This is a genomic window from Alteriqipengyuania lutimaris (assembly GCF_003363135.1).
GTDB classification, from domain to species: Bacteria; Pseudomonadota; Alphaproteobacteria; order Sphingomonadales; family Sphingomonadaceae; genus Alteriqipengyuania; species Alteriqipengyuania lutimaris.
In genome coordinates this window covers 1,437,947-1,457,500 of the sequence record NZ_QRBB01000001.1, presented here as the reverse complement: position 1 = coordinate 1,457,500, position 19,554 = coordinate 1,437,947, and the positions used below count along the sequence as shown (strand labels likewise).

General features: G+C 67.2%; 16 protein-coding genes (1 of these 16 running past the window's edge). 6 read left to right on the top strand and 10 right to left on the bottom strand.

The features are described 5' to 3' along the window. Nucleotides 1-928 carry the 3' portion of a glycosyltransferase gene (locus DL238_RS06970; RefSeq protein WP_115491598.1) on the top strand. It extends 191 nt beyond the left edge of the window, so only the last 928 of its 1,119 coding nucleotides appear in the window; its start codon lies beyond the left edge, outside the window; it ends in the stop codon at nt 926-928. Nucleotides 929-940: 12 nt separating this feature from the next. On the opposite strand, the gene DL238_RS06965 is transcribed toward DL238_RS06970, so the two are convergent. Beyond that, on the bottom strand, nt 941-1,888 hold the full coding sequence (locus DL238_RS06965) for a hypothetical protein (protein WP_115491597.1): 948 nt from the start codon (nt 1,886-1,888) through the stop codon (nt 941-943). Between the two features lie 152 nt (nt 1,889-2,040). Between DL238_RS06965 and DL238_RS06960 the strand changes: the two genes are divergently transcribed. Then, nucleotides 2,041-3,786: an ABCB family ABC transporter ATP-binding protein/permease gene (locus DL238_RS06960; protein ID WP_325048438.1), complete on the top strand. Its 1,746-nt coding sequence runs from the start codon at nt 2,041-2,043 to the stop codon at nt 3,784-3,786. 25 nt (nt 3,787-3,811) lie between these two features. Here the strand turns inward: DL238_RS06960 and DL238_RS06955 are convergent, their stop codons facing one another. Continuing rightward, a complete protein-coding gene (locus DL238_RS06955) occupies nt 3,812-6,649 on the bottom strand; it encodes a M16 family metallopeptidase (protein WP_115491595.1) in 2,838 nt (945 codons plus the stop codon). Nucleotides 6,650-6,832: 183 nt separating this feature from the next. Between DL238_RS06955 and DL238_RS06950 the strand changes: the two genes are divergently transcribed. Both DL238_RS06950 and DL238_RS06945 read left to right on the top strand, forming a co-directional pair. Next, entirely contained in the window at nt 6,833-8,368 is a 1,536-nt protein-coding gene (locus DL238_RS06950; protein WP_115492815.1) for a SulP family inorganic anion transporter, read from the top strand. Nucleotides 8,369-8,492: 124 nt separating this feature from the next. Further along, a complete protein-coding gene (locus DL238_RS06945) occupies nt 8,493-9,620 on the top strand; it encodes an acyltransferase family protein (RefSeq protein ID WP_115491594.1) in 1,128 nt (375 codons plus the stop codon). Between the two features lie 10 nt (nt 9,621-9,630). Here the strand turns inward: DL238_RS06945 and DL238_RS06940 are convergent, their stop codons facing one another. The 6 genes from DL238_RS06940 to DL238_RS06915 all read right to left on the bottom strand — a co-directional run bounded on the left by DL238_RS06940 (nt 9,631) and on the right by DL238_RS06915 (nt 16,197). After that, nucleotides 9,631-10,830: an MFS transporter gene (locus DL238_RS06940; protein WP_115491593.1), complete on the bottom strand. Its 1,200-nt coding sequence runs from the start codon at nt 10,828-10,830 to the stop codon at nt 9,631-9,633. A 56-nt stretch (nt 10,831-10,886) separates the two neighbouring features. After that, nucleotides 10,887-12,401, bottom strand: coding sequence for a S41 family peptidase (locus DL238_RS06935; protein ID WP_181883852.1), 1,515 nt, complete (start codon nt 12,399-12,401; stop codon nt 10,887-10,889). 80 nt (nt 12,402-12,481) lie between these two features. Then, complete coding sequence (gene hslU / locus DL238_RS06930; protein ID WP_115491591.1) at nt 12,482-13,798, bottom strand: ATP-dependent protease ATPase subunit HslU; 1,317 nt, start codon at nt 13,796-13,798, stop codon at nt 12,482-12,484. 54 nt (nt 13,799-13,852) lie between these two features. After that, on the bottom strand, nt 13,853-14,992 hold the full coding sequence (locus tag DL238_RS06925) for an FAD-dependent oxidoreductase (RefSeq protein WP_234031000.1): 1,140 nt from the start codon (nt 14,990-14,992) through the stop codon (nt 13,853-13,855). A 133-nt stretch (nt 14,993-15,125) separates the two neighbouring features. Beyond that, entirely contained in the window at nt 15,126-15,683 is a 558-nt protein-coding gene (gene hslV / locus DL238_RS06920; RefSeq protein WP_115491590.1) for an ATP-dependent protease subunit HslV, read from the bottom strand. Between the two features lie 40 nt (nt 15,684-15,723). Then, nucleotides 15,724-16,197, bottom strand: a complete 474-nt coding sequence (locus DL238_RS06915) for an outer membrane protein assembly factor BamE (RefSeq protein ID WP_115491589.1) — start codon at nt 16,195-16,197, stop codon at nt 15,724-15,726. A 201-nt stretch (nt 16,198-16,398) separates the two neighbouring features. Between DL238_RS06915 and DL238_RS06910 the strand changes: the two genes are divergently transcribed. Both DL238_RS06910 and DL238_RS06905 read left to right on the top strand, forming a co-directional pair. After that, a complete protein-coding gene (locus DL238_RS06910; protein ID WP_115491588.1) occupies nt 16,399-16,932 on the top strand; it encodes a ubiquinol-cytochrome C chaperone family protein in 534 nt (177 codons plus the stop codon). Beyond that, on the top strand, nt 16,929-17,474 hold the full coding sequence (locus tag DL238_RS06905; protein WP_115491587.1) for a YceD family protein: 546 nt from the start codon (nt 16,929-16,931) through the stop codon (nt 17,472-17,474). The genes DL238_RS06910 and DL238_RS06905 overlap by 4 nt, the downstream gene beginning before the upstream one ends. A 12-nt stretch (nt 17,475-17,486) precedes the next feature. Here DL238_RS06905 and DL238_RS06900 read toward each other — a convergent pair whose 3' ends face one another. Both DL238_RS06900 and DL238_RS06895 read right to left on the bottom strand, forming a co-directional pair. After that, nucleotides 17,487-18,146, bottom strand: a complete 660-nt coding sequence (locus DL238_RS06900; RefSeq protein ID WP_115491586.1) for a potassium channel family protein — start codon at nt 18,144-18,146, stop codon at nt 17,487-17,489. Next, nucleotides 18,136-19,464 carry a TrkH family potassium uptake protein gene (locus DL238_RS06895; RefSeq protein ID WP_234030999.1) on the bottom strand — a complete coding sequence of 443 codons (1,329 nt, stop codon included), beginning with the start codon at nt 19,462-19,464 and terminating at the stop codon, nt 18,136-18,138. Before DL238_RS06895 ends, DL238_RS06900 begins: the two co-directional genes overlap by 11 nt. Nucleotides 19,465-19,554: the final 90 nt, after the last annotated feature.

The window sequence follows — 19,554 nt, the reverse complement described above, 5'->3', positions numbered from 1 at the left end:
CGCCTACACGCTCGCGCCCGCCGACAAGGCGAAGCTGCGCGCCTTCGTCGACCAGCACGATATCGCCGCCATCGTCTATATGAGCGCGCTGCCGACCATGCTCGACATGGCCTTCCTGCACTCGCTGGGCGTGAAGACGATCAATACCGAGCAGGACAGCTTCGATCATCGCATCCGCGATTCCTTCGTCCGACGCGCGGCGAAGTTCGTGGTGCGGCGCGGGTTGAAGCGCCAGCTGCACGATCTGCACATCGCCAATTCGCATTCGCAGCGCGACTGGCTGCAGGACTATGCGCTGATCCCGCCGGCCCGGCTGACGGTCGCCGCCAATGGCGTCGACTGCGATCACTTCACCCCGGCGGAGAGACGCGAAACCCGCGATCGGCTCGAGGTCATATGCGCCGGCCAGGCCCGTTCGGAGAAACGGGTCGACATGATCCTGCGCGTCGCCGCACGCATTTTCGCGCAGCCCGAGTTCGACCATGTCCGCTTCACCTATGTGGGCGCGGGGCCGATGCTGGAGGAATGGCAGCGCCTCGCCCGTGAACTGGGTATCGCGGATCGGGTCCACTTCGCAGGGCATCAGAGCGACCTGCTGCCCTTCTATCGCGAGGCAGACCTGATGGTCCACGCGGCGGAGCGCGAGAGCTTCGGCCTCGTGCTGGCCGAAGCGATGGCCTGCGGGCTTCCCGTGGTGGCCTCGGCCGCAGCCGGTCCTTCGGAGATCGTCGCCGATGGAGAGACCGGTCGCCTGATCGCGCTCGACGACGAGGATGGGTTCGTGGAGGCGGTCGAAGCCTATTTGCGCGACCCCGCACTGATCGCACGGCACGGCGCGGCTGCAAGAGCCCGCGCGGTCGACCGCTTCTCCATGGAGCGGCAGGTGCGCGACATGGCGGCCGCCATTGCCGGGGCGCTGCGCACCTGAAGTGGGCCGGGTTCAGGCAGGCGCGAGGCGGAGAGGTTCGTCCGGCGTAGCGCGCAGCCGGGCGATCACATCGCGCGCAGCCCGCGCGTAAGTGCCGCGGTCGTAGCGGTAGGTGCCGATGAAGTGCACCAGCCGCGCACCGTCCGGCACGCCTGCGTCCCAGAAATTCATATAGCGATCATAGGGCAGCAACAGCGGATCGGGCGTGTTCGCGATCACGAAATTGCTCGTCACCTGTTCGCTGCCCCACTCGGCCCATTTCGCGCGGCCGATCAGGCGTTCCGCTTCGGCGGAGAAAGCCTCGGCCAAGGCGCGCCCGTCGGTCGAGGGGGCAAAGCCCGCAAAGCCCGAACATCCGCGCACGTAGCGCAGATCGTCGCAGCCGGGAATCGCGACCCGGTCGATCTGCTGTTCGATCAGGCCCTGAACGTGGCTTGTCTCATATACCTGCTGCTGGCGCGCGATCGAAGCGACGTCGAGCAGCTCCGATTCCTCCTCCCCGCGCAAAGTGAAGCACCGCCCGTCCGCGATGGCCTGGGCCACCTCCGGCATTGCTCCCCGCGCGACGACATCGGAATCGATCTGGACCACGTAATTGTCGCGCCTGAGGTCGAGAATGGTCAGCAAACGCTCCCACGTGCCCCCGCGCGGACAGGGGCCGGTATCGACCGAAGCGATCGGAATGATCTGCGGATGGCCGCAATGATGCGCGAGGATCGCGCGGTCCCGCTGCGTCAGCGTCCCATCGTTGAGGATCACGACCCGGCCCCTCTGCAAGGACGAATGGACCGATTTGATCGCCACGAGATAGGCCAGCAGCACGCGCGTGCCCATCATCGAGAACAGGATCACGCCATCGTCACGCGGCACGATCGGCGCGGTGTCGAGGATCGGGCGGGCGGCCCGGTGAAAGCGCGCGCTCCTGATCCGGTCGGTGACGGGTTCGAGAATATGCAGCATCGTGCGTGTGCCATAACGCAGTCCCCTTAAGGAGTGCTTGCGGCACCCGCCGCTTGAGAAGCAGGCCCCGCATCGCCACATGCTGCACCGCAATGGGGCCGACCGAACCAAGATCGCACAAAGACGGCGCGTCGCCCGAAGGCTGGCAGACCATGCGCCGATTCCTTCCGTATCTCTGGCCCAGGGACCGGACCGACCTGCGCGTGCGCATCGTGATCGCGATGCTGCTGGTGCTGGTCGCCAAGGCAGCGACGCTCGCCCTGCCTTACGCCTATCGCGCGGCGGTCGATGCGATGGAAACGCCCGCCAACGAAGCCGCGATGATCGCGATCTCCTTCGTCCTCGCTTATGGCGCCGGGCGCTTCGCCAGCGTCGCCTTCGACAATATCCGCAACATGGTGTTCGAGCGCGTCGGGCAGGACGCCACCCGTCAGTTTGCCGAGGACGTGTTCAGCCGCCTCCATCGCCTGTCGCTGCGCTTCCACCTGTCGCGCCGGACGGGCGAGATCACCAAGACGGTCGAGCGCGGGACCAAGACCATCGATACGATGCTCTATTTCCTGCTGTTCAACATCGCGCCCACGGCCATCGAGCTGATCGCGGTCGCGGTGATCTTCTACCTCAATTTCGGCATCGGCCTGGTCATCGCGACCGCCGTTACCGTCGTGCTCTACATCGTGATCACCCAGCTCATCACCGAATGGCGGACCAAGCTGCGGCGCGAGATGAACGATCTCGACGGGCAGGCGCTGGCGCGCGCGGTCGATTCGCTCCTGAACTACGAGACGGTGAAGTATTTCGGCGCGGAGGCGCGCGAGGAAGCGCGCTATGCCCAGGCGGCGCGGCAATATTCCGAAGCAGCGATCAAATCCGATTCCTCGCTCGGCTGGCTCAATATCGCGCAGTCGCTCATCACCAACCTGCTCATGGCGGGCGCGATGGCCTATACGGTGTGGGGCTGGAGCCGCGGCGACCTGACCACCGGCGACCTCGTTTTCGTCAACACCTACCTCGTCCAGCTCTTCCGCCCGCTCGACATGCTCGGCTTCGTCTATCGCACGATCCGGCAGGGGCTGATCGACATGGCGGCCATGTTCCGGCTGATCGATGCCGAGGTCGAAGTGAAGGACGTACCCGGTGCGCCCGCGCTGGCGATCGAGCGGCCGTCGATCGTCTTCGAGAACGTGCATTTCGGTTACGAGGACGAGCGCGAGATCCTGCACGGTCTCGATTTCCAGATCGCGGCGGGGGAGACCGTGGCGCTGGTCGGCCCGTCGGGCGCGGGCAAGAGCACGATCGCGCGGCTGCTGTTCCGCTTCTACGATCCGGGCGCGGGCCGTATCCTGATCGACGGGCAGGATATCGCGCGTGTGACGCAGGACTCCCTGCGCGCGAATATCGGCATCGTCCCTCAGGACAGCGTGCTGTTCAACGACACCATCGGCTACAATATCGGCTATGGCCGCGAAGGTGCGGACGAAGCCGCCATCCGCGAGGCCGCGCGCGGCGCCGCCATCCTGCCATTCATCGATTCGCTGACCGAAGGCTTCGACACGCCGGTGGGCGAGCGCGGGCTCAAGCTGTCGGGTGGGGAAAAGCAGCGGGTCGCCATCGCACGCACGCTGCTGAAGGATCCGCCGATCGTGATCCTCGACGAAGCGACCAGCGCGCTCGATTCGCGGACCGAGCAGGAAATCCTCGCGACGCTCAATCGCGTGGCGGCGGGGCGGACCACGCTGGCCATCGCGCACCGCCTGTCGACCATCGCCGATGCGGACCGCATCCTGGTGCTGGACAATGGCCGCCTAGCAGAACAGGGCCGCCACGCCGAGCTGCTGCGCCGCGACGGCCTCTATGCCGAGATGTGGGCACGCCAACAGGCCGAAAGCGACGCCTGACGCTGCCGGCGCGCCAGTCGAGCGCCTATTCTTGCAGTCCGAAATCGGCCGCCGAGAGATCGAGGTCTTCGGCGGGGATCACTTCGACATCGGGCCGGATGGCGCGCACGCCGTCGATGAACTCGGCCGCATTGCCCACGATCACCAGCGTCGCCTGTTCCGGATCGACGAATTCCTGCGCCGCCGCGCTCGCGCTCTCGGGCGTCACCGCCGCCAGCCGCTCCGCGTAGCGCGCCGCTTCGGCAGGCTCGAGGCCCTGCTGCAGCAACCCGGCGACGATCCCGTTGAAGCCCGAACTGCTTTCGAGCGAGCGGGCGTAATTCCCGCCGAGATAGAGCCGCCGCTTGTCGAGCAGCGCTTCGTCCAGAGGTTCGGTGCCGAGCCGGGCGAACTCGTCGAGGAAGATCTGCGCGACCTCGTCCGCCGTTTCGTTCTTGGTCTGCGCGCTCGCGGTCAGAACCGAGTCGTCGCTGCGATCCGCAAAGCCCGAATAGGCACCATAGCTGAGCGAACGCTTGGTCCGGATTTCCTCGAACAGGCGCCCGCTCGACCCGCCGCCCAGCACGGCGTTGCTCAGTTCGAGGGCATAGTAGCGCTCGTCGTCGCGCGGCATCGCGCGGACCGCCGCATAGACTGCCGCCTGCCCGGCCTCGGGCATGTCGATCACCACGGTGCGGACCGGCTGGGCTTCGCCTGCGGGGTCCGACGGCGGCGTCGGCGCGGGGCCATCGGCGCTCCAGTCGCCGAACAGCGCCTCGGCGAGCGAGGTGGCCTGCGCGGGATCGAGCCCGCCACTTACGATGATCTTCGTTTCGCCGGGGTGCCACCACGTCCGGCGGTGCTGAAGCAGATCCTCGCGCGTGATCGCGGCAAGGCTCTCGGCCGTTCCGCCGGGCTGCGAGCCGTAGGGCGCATCGCCGTACATCACCAGCGTGGCGACCTTGCCGGCGAGTGCGCCCGGGTCCTTCATCTCGACCAGCAGCCCGTCGATCGCGCGCTTGCGCTCGCGGTCCAGTTCGGCCTGCGGGTACTGCGCCGTACGGACGATGCTCGCCAGCAAGCCACCGGCGGCTTCGATATTGGCGGCGGGCGCGGTGAGGCTGAAGAAGGTGCCGTCGCGGCCCGCATTCGCGCTGAAGCTGGCGCCGAGGCTCTCGAGCCGCGCGGCGATGTCCTGCGCGCTCATGTCGGCGGTGCCCTGATCCGCTAGCTGCGCAGCGAACTGGGCCACCCCGGCCTTGTCGCGCGTGTCGGTGGAGGCCCCGCCGGGGACCAGCACGGTCATCGTGACCAGCGGAACCTCGCCGGTCTGCGCGGCGACCACTTCGATCCCGTTGGCCAGCGTGCGCTCCATGATGTCGGGGGCGACCACCTCGGGCCGCGTTCCGGCAGCGGGCGGCTCCTGCCGCTCGCCCTCGGGCAGGACGGCGAGCGGCTCGCCGGTGGCCGAAGGCAGGCTGCGGAAGGTCGGCATCGGCACCGGGTTGGCATAGGCCGACGGGTTTTCCTCGCCCGCGACGTAGCGCATGTCGACCCGCGCGTCGGGCGCAAGCCATTTGGCCGCCGCGCGCTGCACATCCTCGGCGCTGACCGCCGCGATCGCCGCCAGCCGGTCATCCGCCGCGCGCGGATTGCCGGTCGAGACCAGCGCCTCGCCCAGCTCGAAGGCACGCCCGCGCGCGGTCTCGCGCCGCTGGAGCGAATCGGAGAACAGCTCGCTCTTCGCCTCGGCCAGTTCGGCGGCGCTCACCGGCTCGGTGCGGATGCGCTCCAATTCGTCCTTGAGCAGCCCGTCGACTTCGTCCGCATCGGCCATCGGATTGGTGATCGCGAAGGACGCGACGTAGCCGCCCTCCTCGCTCTCGCCATAGAACATCGCGCTGTCGACCGCCTTGCCGGTGCGGACCAGCGCATCGTACAGGCGGCTGCTCTGGCCGCGCGCCATGATCGCGGTCAGCACGTCGAGCGCGGCGCTGTCCGCACTGCCCGATCCCGGAGCCTTCCAGATCGAGCCTGCGACCGGCAGCGGCACGTTGGGCGCGGTGGCGACGAAGCTGCGCGGGCTCGTCCGCTCGGGCTCACGCGCGGAAATCGTCAGGTCGACCGGATCGGCGCGGCGCGGGATGTCCGCGAAATATTCGTCCACCAGCGCGCGCAGGTTCGCCATCTCGAAATTGCCCGCGACGATCAGCGTCGCGGTGTCTGGCCCGTAATACGCCTGGTGGAAGGCGCGCGCATCGTCGAGCGTGGCCGAATCCAGCTCCTCGATCGAACCGATGCCCGGGCGCCGCTGGGGCAATACGTCATAGGCATTCTCGGCGATGACGAAGCGCTGGAGGCGGCCATAGGGCGGTGCGAGCACGCGCTGGCGCAGCTCTTCCTTCACCACCTCGCGCTCGGAATCGAACACCTGCTGGTCGATCACGGGCTTGAACATGCGTTCGCGGTGGGTCCACAGCATGGTCTCCAGATATTCCGCCGGAACGGTCTCGTAGTAGTTCGTGCGGTCGGACCCCGTCGAGGCATTGCGCGTGCCGCCGACATCGGCAGTCAGGCCGTAGATCATGTTGTAGGGCATGTTCTCGGTCTTGCGGCTGAGAATATGCTCGAACAGGTGGGCGAAGCCGCTGCGCCCTTCTGGATCGTGCTTCGATCCGACCTCGTACCAGAGCGAGGTGGTGACCGTGGCCGTGCCCTCGTCCGGAATCGCGATGACGCGCAATCCGTTGTCGAGCGTCCATTCGGTGAACTCGATCTCGGGAGCCGAAAGGCCCGGCTCCAGATCCGGCGCTGCTTCTTGCGCGAGCGCGGGCGTGGCGAATGCGAGTACAGCGACACCGACGGCGAGTGCGGATTTCAGCATGATGGTCCCCCAGAAAAGCTACGCGGGCGAATGAACCAGAGTGCCTCTGCCGGCGCAAGCGGTACGATGGCCTCATCGACCAACCACATCCAGCCGTCCGCCATCGGGCGGAATCGCGGGGTTGTGTTGCAGCGCAGCATGGTGCACGGGTGGCGCTTCCAAGCAAAAATTGACGGATTTCCCATGACGCCCAGCACCGGCGCGACCGCGCATGCCAGCACAACAGCCCGATGGAAGAGCGAATGGTTCGGCAATGTCCGCGCGGACGTGCTGGCCGGCATCGTCGTGGCGCTGGCGCTGATCCCCGAGGCGATCGGCTTCTCGATCATCGCGGGCGTCGATCCGCGCGTGGGCCTCTACGCATCGGTCGCAATCGCGATGGTGATCGCCTTCACCGGCGGGCGTCCGGGCATGATCTCCGCCGCCACCGCCGCCGTTGCAGTGGTCGTGGTGCCGCTGGTGCGCGATCACGGGGTCGAATACCTCTTCGCCGCGACCATCCTGATGGGCATCTTCCAGGGCATTGCCGCGCTGCTGAAGCTCAACCTGCTGATGCAGTTCGTCAGCCGCAGCGTCATCACCGGCTTCGTCAACGCGCTCGCGATTCTGATCTTCATGGCGCAGCTGCCCCAGCTCGACCCGACCAATGAGGGGGTGAACTGGATCACCTACGCGATGGTCGCGGGCGGGCTCGCGATGATCTACCTCGTGCCCCGGCTGACCACCGCGATCCCTAGCCCGCTGGTCGCCATCGTGGTGCTTACCTGCCTGTCGCTGTGGCTCGGTTCGCCGGTCAACACCGTGTCCGACATGGGCGAGCTGCCGCAGGGCCTGCCTTTCTTCATGCTGCCCGACGTGCCGCTGACGTGGGAGACGCTGGCGATCATCGCGCCCTACTCGCTCACCATGGCGGCGGTCGGCCTGCTCGAAAGCCTGCTGACCGCGCAAATCGTCGACGACATGACGCACACCGGCAGCGACAAGCAGCGCGAATGCGGCGGACAGGGGATCGCCAATATCGTCGCGGCGCTGTTCGGCGGCATGGGCGGCTGTGCGATGATCGGCCAGTCGGTGATCAACGTGACCTCCGGTGGTCGCGGGCGGCTATCGACCTTCACCGCGGGCCTCGCGCTGCTGATCATGCTCGTCCTGCTCGGCGGGATCGTCGGCCAGGTGCCGATGCCCGCGCTGGTCGCGATCATGATCATGGTGAGCATCGGCACGTTCAGCTGGAACTCGATCCCCAACCTGCGCGTGCACCCGTGGCAGAGCTCGATGGTGATGTTCGTCACCGTCGCGGTGGTGGTCTTCACCCACAACCTCGCGATCGGAGTGCTGGTCGGCGTGCTGCTGTCGGGCATCTTCTTCGTCCAGAAGGTGATGCACATGTTCGAGGTCACGCGCACGAAGGAAGGCGACACCGCCACCTACACCGCACATGGCGAGATCTTCTTCGGCAGCGTCGCCCGGTTCGAGGCAGCGCTGGGCCCGGAAAGCCTCCAGCCCGACCCGGCCGACCACGTGATCATTGACGTGAGCCGCGCGCACTTCTGGGACATTTCCGCGATCGGCGCGCTCGACAAGGTGGTCGAGCGGATGCGGATGCATGGCCGCAGCGTGCAGGTCGTAGGGCTGAACGAGGCGAGCGCCGACCTGGTCGACCGCCACGGCGCGACCGATCGCACGGGCGTGGAGATCGGCCTCGCTCCGCACCCCTGACGGATCGCGCGCCGGAGCATTCGCTGCACCCCTGTTCGCCGCGCGATTGCGCAAATGGACTCCGCGATAGTCCCGGCTCATACCGAGCTCTCCATGTTAACGTTAACATGGAGGGGGAGGATCCATGGTCGGGGCACGGTCTGCGAAAAAGACGTTCGACACGCTGAACGGGATGCGGGGCATCGCCGCCCTCGCGGTCGCCATGATGCATATCCAGTGGTTTCTCGCCTGGGTTCACCCGGCAATCGTATCCCTCGCGGTCGATTTCTTCTTCGTGCTGAGCGGCTTCGTGATCGCCTACGCCTATGAAGCGGACCTCAAGGCGGGCCTGAGACGGCGCCACTTCATGCTTGCGCGCTACATCCGGCTCTACCCGCTCTTCCTCATCGGGCTGATCCTCGGGGCGATCTCGATCTGGATGTACGAACTGCCGGAGGACCGCAGCCTGTTCTTCGGCCACCTGGCCGCGAACCTGTTCATGCTGCCCTATCCGCTGCCCTTCCCGCAGCAATACGACAACCTGTTCCCGCTCAATTTCCCGGCGTGGTCGCTGTTCTACGAAATGGTCGCCTACGCACTCTTCGCAATCCTCGCGCGTCGGCTGACCACCAGCGTGCTGATCGTCGTGATCGCGCTCGGCCTCGCCGCGCTGATCTATACCGGCATCACCGAGGGCACGCTCGACCGGGGGACCTGGCGGCCCAGTATCATCGGCGGAATGGCGCGGGTCACCTTCAGCTTTTTCGCAGGGGTCGCGCTGCACCGGCTGTGGCAGTGGCGTACCACCCGGATTGCTCTGCACCCGGCCATCATGCTGGTGCTGCTCGCCCTGCCGCTGCTCTGGCGTCCGGCGGAGGGTCTGCCGCTCGCCTGGCTCTACGAACTGGCCGTGATCACGGTGTGGATGCCGCTCCTCGTCTGGCTGGGCACCGGCAGCGAGGCGGACGGGATCTGGCGAAGGATCTGCGCGGCGCTGGGCGCGATCAGCTACCCGCTCTACGTCATCCACGCGCCGGTCTACCTGTTCGCCGGGCGCTACAACAACTGGCAGGGATCGACGTTCATGGATGCGCACCAGCCGTGGGCGGCTCTCGCCCTCATTGCTCTCCTGTGCCTCCTGTCCTGGCTACTGGCCACCTATGTCGACCTGCCCGTCCGCCGGGCGCTGAGCCGGGCGTTCCTGCCCCGCCGATCGAGCCACCCGACCGAAGTCGAACGCGCCCGCGAGGGCGATCCGGTGAGTGCCCCGTAGGGCCGCACACCTACCGCTTCGCGTCGCGATACCCGTACAGGCGGTACCCCAGGAAGGCGATTGCCGTCAGGCACAGGCAGGACAGCAGGATCGTCAGCGCGGTTCCCTCCCAGCCATAGGCCTCGAACAGCGCGGTGCCCGCAATGCTGCCGATGCCGCCGCCGATGAACATCATCACGATGTAGATCGTGGTCAGCCGCGTGCGCAGTTCGGGCTCGAGCGAGAGGAACGTCATCCGGCTGGTCACGTCGATCGCGGGCCCCACGATATTGCCCAGCAGGATCGGGATCATCAGCAGCCAGAGGTTGTCGCCGAAGGGCACCAGCAGCGAAATGCCCGCCGCCTGCACCACCGCGAAGCCGACGCGCGCCTTGCGCGGCCCGATCCGGTCCGCCAGCCGCCCCCAGTAGGGCGTGGAGAACACGCTGACCGCGGCGAACCCGGCGAGATAGCCGACGACATCGGTGCCGTAGCCCATCTCCGGCCCGGTCAGGTGCAGCGCCAGCGCGAGCCACAGCGCGATGAACTGCGCAAAGCCGATGGCCTGGATCGCCCCCGAAAGCAGGATCTCGCGCCGTTCGCGCACCAGTGCCAGCAGCGATGCGATCAGCCCGACATAGGACAGCCGACTGGGGTCCTTGTCGCGCACACCCTTTTCCATGATCGTCGGCAGCGCCAGCGTGATCGCGATCATCAGGCCGCTGGCGATCCAGTAGACGGTGCGCCAGCCGTAATGCTCGGCCACCACGCCCGCCCCCACGCGCGCCACCAGAATGCCGAAGATCACGCCCGCGGTCAGCAGCGCGGTCACCTGCCCCAGCCGCTCGGGCGCGACGCGCTTCGAGGCGTAGGCGGGCAGCAGGTAGGGGGCGATGGTGAAGAAGCCGAGCAGCGTCGATCCGGCGGTGAACAGGGTGAAGCCCTGCGCCAGCGTCATCACGATCAGGCCGCCACACTGGCCGATGGTGAATAATATGGTGAGCGTGCGGTTCGAATAGCGGTCGCCCAGCGGCAGCAGCAGCAGGATGCCCAGCGCCAGCGCGAGCTGGTTGAGCGCAGGCACCAGCCCGATCTGCGATGCGCTGACCCCGAAATGCCGCGCGACGTCGCCGATGATCGGATGGATGTAATAGGCGTTGGCAGTGACCACCGCCGCCGCGACGGCGAGCCAGTATTCCTGCGCTTTGCTGAGGCGGGTGGGCTCGTTCATTCCCGCCCGCCTTCGTGGGTGGAGGCAGCGCGGTCAAGCGGCGATGGCGGGAGCCGCTACCTTGCCGCCAGATCGGCCTCGATCGCATCGAGGAAGGCACTGGTCGACCAGTCGAGATCGGTCGTCTCGATATCGGCGGGATAGACCTCGCCCCAGCCACGCTTGCGGCCCACATAGACCTTGATCGGAATCGTCACGATGCCCGGCCCGGCAGGCAGATCCTCGCTGCGCACGTCCATATAGGTTGAATCGGCGGAAGACGGAGCGCCGATGAGCGTCACGTTCTCGAACGGGGTGAAGTAATCGAGCGCGTCGAGGCACGCGCTCGCGCAATTGCCGGGCACGATGACGTATACGGGCGTCGCGAAGTCGGTTTCGGGCGAGGCGGGGGTTCCACCCGCCGCTTCGGCGGTCTCATCCTCGAGCGTGCTTTCGGCGAAGAACACCTCGCCCCGCTCGTGCGCGGCGCGCATTCCTTCTGCGAGGCGCGCGATGAAATCGGCCACTTCGTCGTCGCCATTGGCGCGGAAATCCGCCTCCGCCGAGGCGATGTAGGCGGTATTGCCGGGGCTGGTGCGCCAGAGCACGTCGGCCGACGAGGCCGTTCGGGCCTCCACCGCGCCCTCGCCCCACAGGATGTCGGCCAGCCGCTCGCTCCACCGCGAACCGCCACCGCCGTTGCGGCGCAGGTCGAGCACGAGTGCGCGGGCGTCCTTCAACTCGCCGCGCCGGGCCCGCACATCGGCATAGAGCGCGTCGAAAGCGGCCACCCCGGCCTCGTCGGGGTCGAAATCCTGCAGGCCGATGAAGTAGATGCCGTCGCGCTTCTCGCTCAGCGCGGTGGGTTCGCGCTCGCCCCAGAAGCCGATGCTGCGCCACTTTTCCTCGTCCTCGCTCAGCGGCCGCCAGTCGAGCGTGACTTCGGTTTGTGCGCCGTCGGAACGCGCGAAGGTGCAGGATCGCGGCTGCTCCTCCTGCAATCCGGAAGAGGCGTAGAAGAGCTGCATGGGGCGCACCCACCACTGCCCCGCCTCGTTCGGGCGGAAGTACCGCATCGTCAGGCGATCGCGAAGGAACGCGTCGATCGGTTCTCCTTCGCAGGAGACGAACCGCGCGCCGTAGAGCGGATCGGCCTTGTCCTGCGTGCGCACGAACAGACCGTCGCCGCGCCAGACCGCGATGAAACCGGGCCAGACCGGCTCGCCATCGGGCTGCGCGCCGGAGGGGACGCCAACGCCAGCGTGCCCGTCCTGCAGCACGGCGGAAAACTCCGCGAGCGCGCGCGAATAGCCCCGCAGGTCCTGCGCCTTCGCGGCAGCCTCCAGCCCGCGGGCACGCGCCTGCGCCAGCTGCGCCGGGAAGCCCGGATTGGCGAGGTCGTAGATCCCGGGATGGTTGCGCACGAAGGCGTCGTAAGCGGCCAGCACATCGCGCCGCGCCGTGTCGGCCCAGTCGGTCGGCTCCTGCGCGGACGCATCCGTCGTCGGATCGCCCCCATCCTGCGCGAGCGCGGGCGCCACGGGCGTGCAGAGAACCAGGAGGGCGGCGGCGAATCGCGTGATCGAGCTCATCCGCCGGACGCTATCCGCACGAAAACCCACGTCAATCCGCATCCAGCGGAAGGCGCGATCCATCGACGAACGTCATGGGATCACAGGATATACTTGCTGAGATCCGTATCGCGCGCGAGGTCGTCGAGCCGTTCGCGCACATAGGCGGCGTCGATGGTGATGGTCTCGCCCGCGTGCTCCTCGGCTTCGAAACTGATGTCTTCGAGCAGCCGCTCCATCACGGTCTGCAGGCGGCGGGCGCCGATATTCTCGACCGCCTCGTTCACCTGCGCGGCGATTTTCGCGACCTCGTGAACCGCCTCTTCCGTGAAATCGAGCGTCACCTTCTCGGTCCCGATCAGCGCGGTGTATTGCTGGACGAGGTTGGCGCGGGTCTCGCTGAGAATGCGCACGAAATCCTCTTCGGTCAGCGCGCGCAGTTCGACCCGGATCGGCAGGCGGCCCTGCAATTCGGGCAGCATGTCGCTGGGCTTGGAGACGTGAAACGCTCCGCTCGCAATGAACAGCACGTGGTCGGTCTTCATCGGGCCGTGCTTGGTGGCCACCGTGGTGCCCTCGATCAGCGGCAGCAGGTCGCGCTGCACGCCTTCGCGGCTGACGGTGCCGCCGCGCTGGTCGGAGACCGCGATCTTGTCGATCTCGTCGAGGAAGACGATGCCGTTGGTCTCCGCGTTCTGCAGCGCAACGCGGGCGACATCGTCCTGGTCCATGCGCTTTTCGGCCTCCTCGTCGACGAGGCGGTCCCACGCTTCGGGCACGCGCAGCTTGCGGCGGCTGGTGGGCTTCTTGCCCATCGCCTTGCCGAACATGTCGCTAAGGTCGATCATGCCGACATTGCCGCCCATGCCGGGGATGTCCATCGTGGTCGCAGGCTGGTCCTGCACCTCGATCTCGACCTCGACGTCGTTCATCGCGTTCTGCGTAATCCGCTCGCGGAAGCTCTGCCGCGTCGCTTCGGAGGCATTGTCGCCTACCAGCGCATCGAGCAGGCGCTCCATCGCAGCTTCGCTGGCGGATTCGCGCACCGCCTCGCGCCGACGGTCCTTCTCCAGCCGGATCGCTTCTTCGACCAGGTCGCGCGCGATCTGTTCGACATCGCGGCCGACATAGCCGACTTCGGTGAACTTGGTCGCTTCCACCTTCACGAAGGGCGCTTCGGCCAGCCGCGCGAGGCGGCGCGAAATCTCGGTCTTCCCGCAGCCGGTCGGCCCGATCATCAGGATGTTCTTGGGCGTCACCTCGTCGCGCAGATCGGGGCCGAGCCGTTGCCTGCGCCAACGATTACGCAGCGCCACGGCGACCGCACGCTTGGCATCCTTCTGGCCGATGATGTGTTCGTCGAGAGCGCCGACGATCGCTTTGGGGGTGAGCGACTGGGGAGTTGTTGAACTGGTCATTGGCGCGGCATTTGGGGCGCGAGAGCCCTGCGCGCAAGGCGGGCGGGACGAAAGCTACGCCGTACAGGTCATCTCGCGATTGAACTCAGCATGGGCGGCGATGATGACGGCGATATCGTCGGGCTGCGGCGTAGGGTCCCACGCGCCGCGCTCGTACGTCCCGCCCAGCAGGATGCCGTCGGGCCGCGGAAACATGTATCCGGCGGGGCCGGTATAGGCATGGCGAATCTCGGGTTGCGGCAGCAGGATCGCGAGCTGGCCCCGGATCGGCACCATGCCGGTATCGCCGAACAGATCGCGCGCGCCCAGCCCGGTGCAATTGAAGACGAGCGTCTCGGGCAGCGCCGCGATCTCGGCGGGCGAGCCGAAACCGCGCCGCTCGATCGTGCCGCCCGCGATACGGATGTCGCGCAGCAGGTGCGCGAGCCAGCGGCCCGTCTCGACATACATCGTGCGCCATTCGCGGACCATGGGGACGGGAAAGGGATGCTCGCCCTCGCCCAGCACGCGCGCATCGGGCATGATACGGCGTTCGAGATCGCTCAAGGGCCGCTCGCGGAACGCGTCATAGGTCGTGTGCCAGCGCACCCCGGTGTCCTCGCCGACCGATATCTGGAAGCGGCGGAAGCTGTAGTCCATCGCCGCCTCGAACTGCCGCATGAAGCCGTCGTCCACCGCCGACCGGCTGAACACGCTGGTGGGATTGATCTGCCCGCCCGCCACGTTGGAGGTGGTGTGCGGCGGCAGGCTTTCGGCATAGATGCGCACGGCAAGGCCCGCCTCCTGCAGCAGCTTCGCGGTCGTGAGGCCCAGCGCGCCCGCGCCGATCACCGCGACGGGTCCCGAATGGCCGGGCAGGCCGAGATCGACCGCGAGCCGCGAGCTGCCCCAGCTCAGCGTGATGCCCCCGCCGCCATGGCCGTAATTGTGGATCACCCGCGTCGCGCCGAGGCGCTGTTCGCGCACCACGAAGCCGGTCCGGCGATAGGGCCGCAGGCCTGCAACGGTGCGGATCACACGGTTCGGGCTGACCTTCACACGCGGCAGGCACAGGGGTGCAGCTGCGCCCGGCATGGAGGGTGGCACACTCGCGCAGCCACCCAGTGCGAGCGAGAGGCCGGTAGCGCCGCCGGCGGCCAGCAGCCGGCGACGATCGAGCGTGTCCGCCCATTTCTCAAAGTCGGAGGACTGCATACCGAACCCCGCTCGTCCTGAGCCTGCCTGTGCCCGCGAAGGCGGGTATCGAAGAACCGCTTTTCCTTCCAGTATCAGGCTAGAAGAAAGGACGACCCTTCGACAAGCTCCGGGTGAGCGGAACAGGGAATGTTCAGACCGTTTCCACCGTCACCTGGTCGTTGGTGAAGACGCAGACTTCTGCCGCCACCTGCATCGCGCGCCGTGCGATCTTTTCGGGGTCGGTCTCGTAGTCGGACAGCGCGCGGGCGGCGGCCAGCGCGTAGTTGCCGCCCGATCCGATCGCCGCGATCCCGCCTTCGGGCTCCAGCACGTCGCCATTGCCGGTCAGCACCAGCAGCGTGTCCTTGTCGGCGACGATCATCAGCGCTTCGAGATTGCGCAGGTACTTGTCGGTCCGCCAGTCCTTGGCGAGCTCCACCGCCGCGCGCATCAGCTGGCCCGAATACTGGTCCAGCTTGCGCTCGAGCCGCTCGAACAAGGTAAAGGCATCTGCGGTCGCGCCGGCGAACCCGGCGACAACCTTGCCCTCACCGATGCGGCGGACTTTCTTCGCGTTGGGCTTCATCACCGTGTTGCCCATGGAAACCTGCCCGTCGCCCGCGAGCACGGTGGTGTCGCCGCGCTTCACGCCGATGATGGTGGTGCCGTGCCATTGTTGCAGGCCGTGGCTCGCCGCTGAATCGTTCATGCGGCGCGATATGGGTAGAGCGTTGCGGCTATCAAGCGGATCAGCGACCCGGGCCGCCGCCGCCAGGGCCCGCGCCCGGCGCGCCGACCGTGCCGATATTGCCGAACAGGTCTTCGAGGAAGCCACGCTCGCGGCCCAGCGTCGGGGTCGCGTCGCCGTCGGGACGCAGATACACGACCTCGTCCATGCCCGAACGATCCGCCGCGACGACGCTGCCGGTCCCGTCGAAGCGCACGGCGAGGACCGAGTGGTCCTCGATCCGCGGTCGCACGAAGGGTTTGCGCCCGGTCGTGCTGGAGACGTAATACCACGTCTCCGGCCCGAACTGGCTGGTGAAGGTCGGGCGGCCGAGCGTCGCCTGCACCGACTGCTGGTTGTCGATGCCGGGCTGGACGAGGCCGATCAGCCGCTCGTCGTTGAAATAGCCGCGCGTTTCGCGGATCGACGTGCACCCGCCCGCCGTCAGCGCCAGCCCCAGCAATACCACCGGCGCGGTAAGCTTCACGATCCGCATAAATTCTCTAGCCTTCTAATTCGCCGCGCGCCCTTTCGTGGAAGGCCGCGCATTCTATATCGTGGCGGGAGCCTTACGGCCTCGCCCGCCCCCGCGCAATGGCACCGGCGACGCTGCGCCGCCGAGGCGTGCTACTGGCCGGTAACCGGCAGCTGTGACGACGCCGATTGAATTGCCGCTGAATAAAGGACGATTACGCCCATGTCTTTCCTCCACCGCCTGCTCGGCACCCGGCCCGATCCGCGCGAGACATGGCGTCCGCTGTGGCACCGGCTGGTCGGCATCGCGCGCGAGGAGCACTGGTATGCGCAGCGCGGCGCGGCGGACACGCTCGACGGGCGGTTCGACATGATCTCGATGCTCACCGCGCTGGTCATGCTGCGGCTGGAGGACGAGCAGGACCCCGATGCGCAGGGCGTGCCCGCCGCCGCGCGGCTGACCGAGCTGTTCGTGGAGGATATGGAAGGCCAGATGCGCGAAGCCGGGATAGGCGATCCCACCGTGGGCAAGATGATGGGCCGGATGATGGCGACGCTGGGCGGGCGTGCGGGCAGCCTGCGCACCGCGCTCGCGCTGGAAGACGACAGCGGGCTCGCCGAGGTGGTCCAGCGCAACATGCACCTCTCCGACGAGGAGAACGGCCCGCCGCGGATCGCCGCGGGGCTGCGCCAATTGCATGCGCGGCTGAAGGCGACGTCGTTCGAAACGCTGCAGGACGGCGAGGTCGCGGCATGAGCGACGCTGCTCCCGAATTCTCCCGCTCCATTTCGCTGCGCCAGATCACCGGCCGGCCGATCGAGCTCGAAGCGAACGAGGCCGAGCGGGCCGCGCTCGCGCGGCGCTTCGCCATCGTCGCGATCGAGCGGTTGGCAGCGCAGGTGACGCTGGACCGCGACGGCGACCGGGTCGCGGCCGAGGGCCGCCTTCAGGCGCAGATCGTGCAGCAATGTGCGGTATCGGGCGACGACTTCCCCGTCTCCATCGACGAGCCCGTGGCCTTCCGCTTCGTGCCCGCAGCCACGATGGAGCCGACGCACCAGAGCGCGGAGGTCGCGGAGATCGAGATCGAGCTGGAAGAGGAGGATCTCGACGAAATCGGCTATTCGGGCGAAACCTTCGACCTGGGCGAGGCGATCGCCCAGAGCCTTGCGCTGTCGATCGATCCCTACGCCGTCGGCCCGGATGCGGACGCGGTGCGCGAAGAGGCCGGTCTGGACAGCGACGATGCGCCGCGCGGCCCGCTCGCAGAAGCGCTCGCCGGGCTCAGGAAGGACTAGCGCGCTGCCCGGCTAAATCCCCGAAAACTTCTCGATATTCGAGATCCGGCCCGACACGACCAGCTCGTCGCCGGGAAAGATGATCGTGTCGGGCACGGCGTGGATGAAATCCTCGCCCTCGCGCTTCACGCCCACAACCGTCACCTCGTATTTCTTGCGGCATTCGCTCGTGATCAGCGGCAGGCCGACGATCGGCTCGGGCGCCGCCAGCCGCGCGATCGCGAATTCGTTGCCGAAGGAGATGAAGTCCAGAAGCCGCTCGTTGATCAGGTGCGCCGTACGCTCGCCCATGCGCTGTTCGGGGAAGACCACATGCGTCGCGCCCGTGCGTTCGAGGATGCGCGCGTGCTTGTCGTTGGTCGCCTTGGCCCAGATGTTGGTGAGCCCGAGATCGGCGAGCGCCAGCACGGTCAGCACGCTGGCTTCGATATCGGTCCCGATGCCGACCACCGCGGCATCGAAGTCGCGCGCGCCGAGCCTTTCCAGCACCGCCTCGTCGGTCGCGTCGGCCTGCACCACCTTGGTCAGGTCGGGCGCGAATTCCTGCACCAGGTCGCCATCGCAATCGACGGCGAGCACCTCGTGCCCCATGCGCTCCAGCGTGCGGGCGACCGCCCCTCCGAAACGGCCGAGGCCGATGAGCAGAATGGGCTTGCGCTTGTTAGCCGACAATGGGGTTCTCCTGCGGATAGCGGTAGGGCCGGGCGCGCCCGCCCAGCGCAAGCGCGGTTGCCACGGTGATGGTTCCCACCCGGCCGACGAACATCAGCATGACGAGCACGAGCAGCGCGCTCGGCGGCAGATCGGCGGTGATGCCGGTCGACAGGCCGACGGTGGAGAAGGCGGAAATGCATTCGAACAGGATATCGTCGAGCGGGATCGAACTGATCGAGGCGATGTAGGTCGTCGAGGCGAAGATCAGCGCGGCGGAAAGGACGGTGACTGCCAGCGCCTGCCGCTCCACCTCGCGCCCGAAGCGGCGCTGGAACAGCCCTGAATCCTTGCGGCCTAGCACCTCGGTCAGGACGATCGCGAACAGCACGAAGAAGGTCGTCACCTTGATCCCTCCCGCCGTGCCCGCGCTGCCACCGCCGATGAACATCAGGAAGAAATTGGTCATCAGCGTTTCGTCGTGAAAGCCACCGACATTCACGCTGTTGAACCCGGCGGTGCGCGGCATCACCGAATGGAAGGCGGCGTTGAGGATCTTCGCGCCCCACCCCATCGGCCCGAGCGTTTCGGGATTGTGCCACTCCATCGCGAGGATGGCGGCGAAGCCGAAGGTCAGCAGCGCGAAGGTGCCGGCGACGGTGATCTTCGTGTGGAGCGACCATCGGCGCCAGACGAACCCGTTGGTGCGCACGTCCTGGATCACCGGAAAGCCGAGCGCGGTGATCACGACCGCGATCATGATCGGCCCCAGGATCAGCGGATCGTTCTGGAACCCCATCACGCTGTCCGAATAGCTCGAGAAGCCGGCGTTGTTGAACGCGCTGACCGAATGGAACACGCCGTGCCACAGCGCCTCTCCGAACGATTCATGATATCGCACGAACAGCCTTGCGGTCAGCACTAGCGCGACCACCGCCTCGACCGCGATGGTGATGGCGAGGATCAGCCTGAGCGCGGTGACCGCGTCGTGCTTTTCCAGTCGGCTCCGCTCGATCTGGGTCGCCATCCGGTCGCGCAGGCCGAAGCCGCGCCCCGCCATCAGGCCGAACAAGGTCGCGCTGGTCATGATCCCGAAGCCGCCGATCTGGAACAGCAGCAGGATGACGCCCTGCCCGAACCCGGACCAGTATGTCGGCGTGTCGACCACGATCAGGCCGGTCACCGCGACGGCAGAGGTGGAGGTGAAGAACGCGACGAGGAATGGCGCACGCACGCCCTCGACCGTGGCGAAGGGCAGGCTGAGCAGGATGGTCCCGACCGCGATGGCGCCTGCGAAGAGCAGGGGGATCAGTCGAATCGGATCGCGGAGTGCGTTCACCCTCGCGCTTTGCGCCCAAGCATCGCGCAAATAAAGCATTCTTTGCGCGTCCGCCTGCGACCCGGATCGGAATTCACACGCGTCGAACGC

Bases quoted from the DNA above. Each gene is read 5' to 3' on its own strand.
- DL238_RS06935 (WP_181883852.1), bottom strand. From the start codon at position 12,401: ATGAGCTCGATCACGCGATTCGCCGCCGCCCTCCTGGTTCTCTGCACG.
- DL238_RS06940 (WP_115491593.1), bottom strand. From the start codon at position 10,830: ATGAACGAGCCCACCCGCCTCAGCAAAGCGCAGGAATACTGGCTCGCC.
- DL238_RS06905 (WP_115491587.1), top strand. From the start codon at position 16,929: ATGAGCGACGCTGCTCCCGAATTCTCCCGCTCCATTTCGCTGCGCCAG.
- DL238_RS06910 (WP_115491588.1), top strand. From the start codon at position 16,399: ATGTCTTTCCTCCACCGCCTGCTCGGCACCCGGCCCGATCCGCGCGAG.
- DL238_RS06925 (WP_234031000.1), bottom strand. From the start codon at position 14,992: ATGCAGTCCTCCGACTTTGAGAAATGGGCGGACACGCTCGATCGTCGC.
- DL238_RS06965 (WP_115491597.1), bottom strand. From the start codon at position 1,888: ATGCTGCATATTCTCGAACCCGTCACCGACCGGATCAGGAGCGCGCGC.
- hslU (WP_115491591.1), bottom strand. From the start codon at position 13,798: ATGACCAGTTCAACAACTCCCCAGTCGCTCACCCCCAAAGCGATCGTC.
- DL238_RS06960 (WP_325048438.1), top strand. From the start codon at position 2,041: ATGCGCCGATTCCTTCCGTATCTCTGGCCCAGGGACCGGACCGACCTG.
- DL238_RS06950 (WP_115492815.1), top strand. From the start codon at position 6,833: ATGACGCCCAGCACCGGCGCGACCGCGCATGCCAGCACAACAGCCCGA.
- DL238_RS06955 (WP_115491595.1), bottom strand. From the start codon at position 6,649: ATGCTGAAATCCGCACTCGCCGTCGGTGTCGCTGTACTCGCATTCGCC.
- DL238_RS06945 (WP_115491594.1), top strand. From the start codon at position 8,493: ATGGTCGGGGCACGGTCTGCGAAAAAGACGTTCGACACGCTGAACGGG.
- hslV (WP_115491590.1), bottom strand. From the start codon at position 15,683: ATGAACGATTCAGCGGCGAGCCACGGCCTGCAACAATGGCACGGCACC.
- DL238_RS06915 (WP_115491589.1), bottom strand. From the start codon at position 16,197: ATGCGGATCGTGAAGCTTACCGCGCCGGTGGTATTGCTGGGGCTGGCG.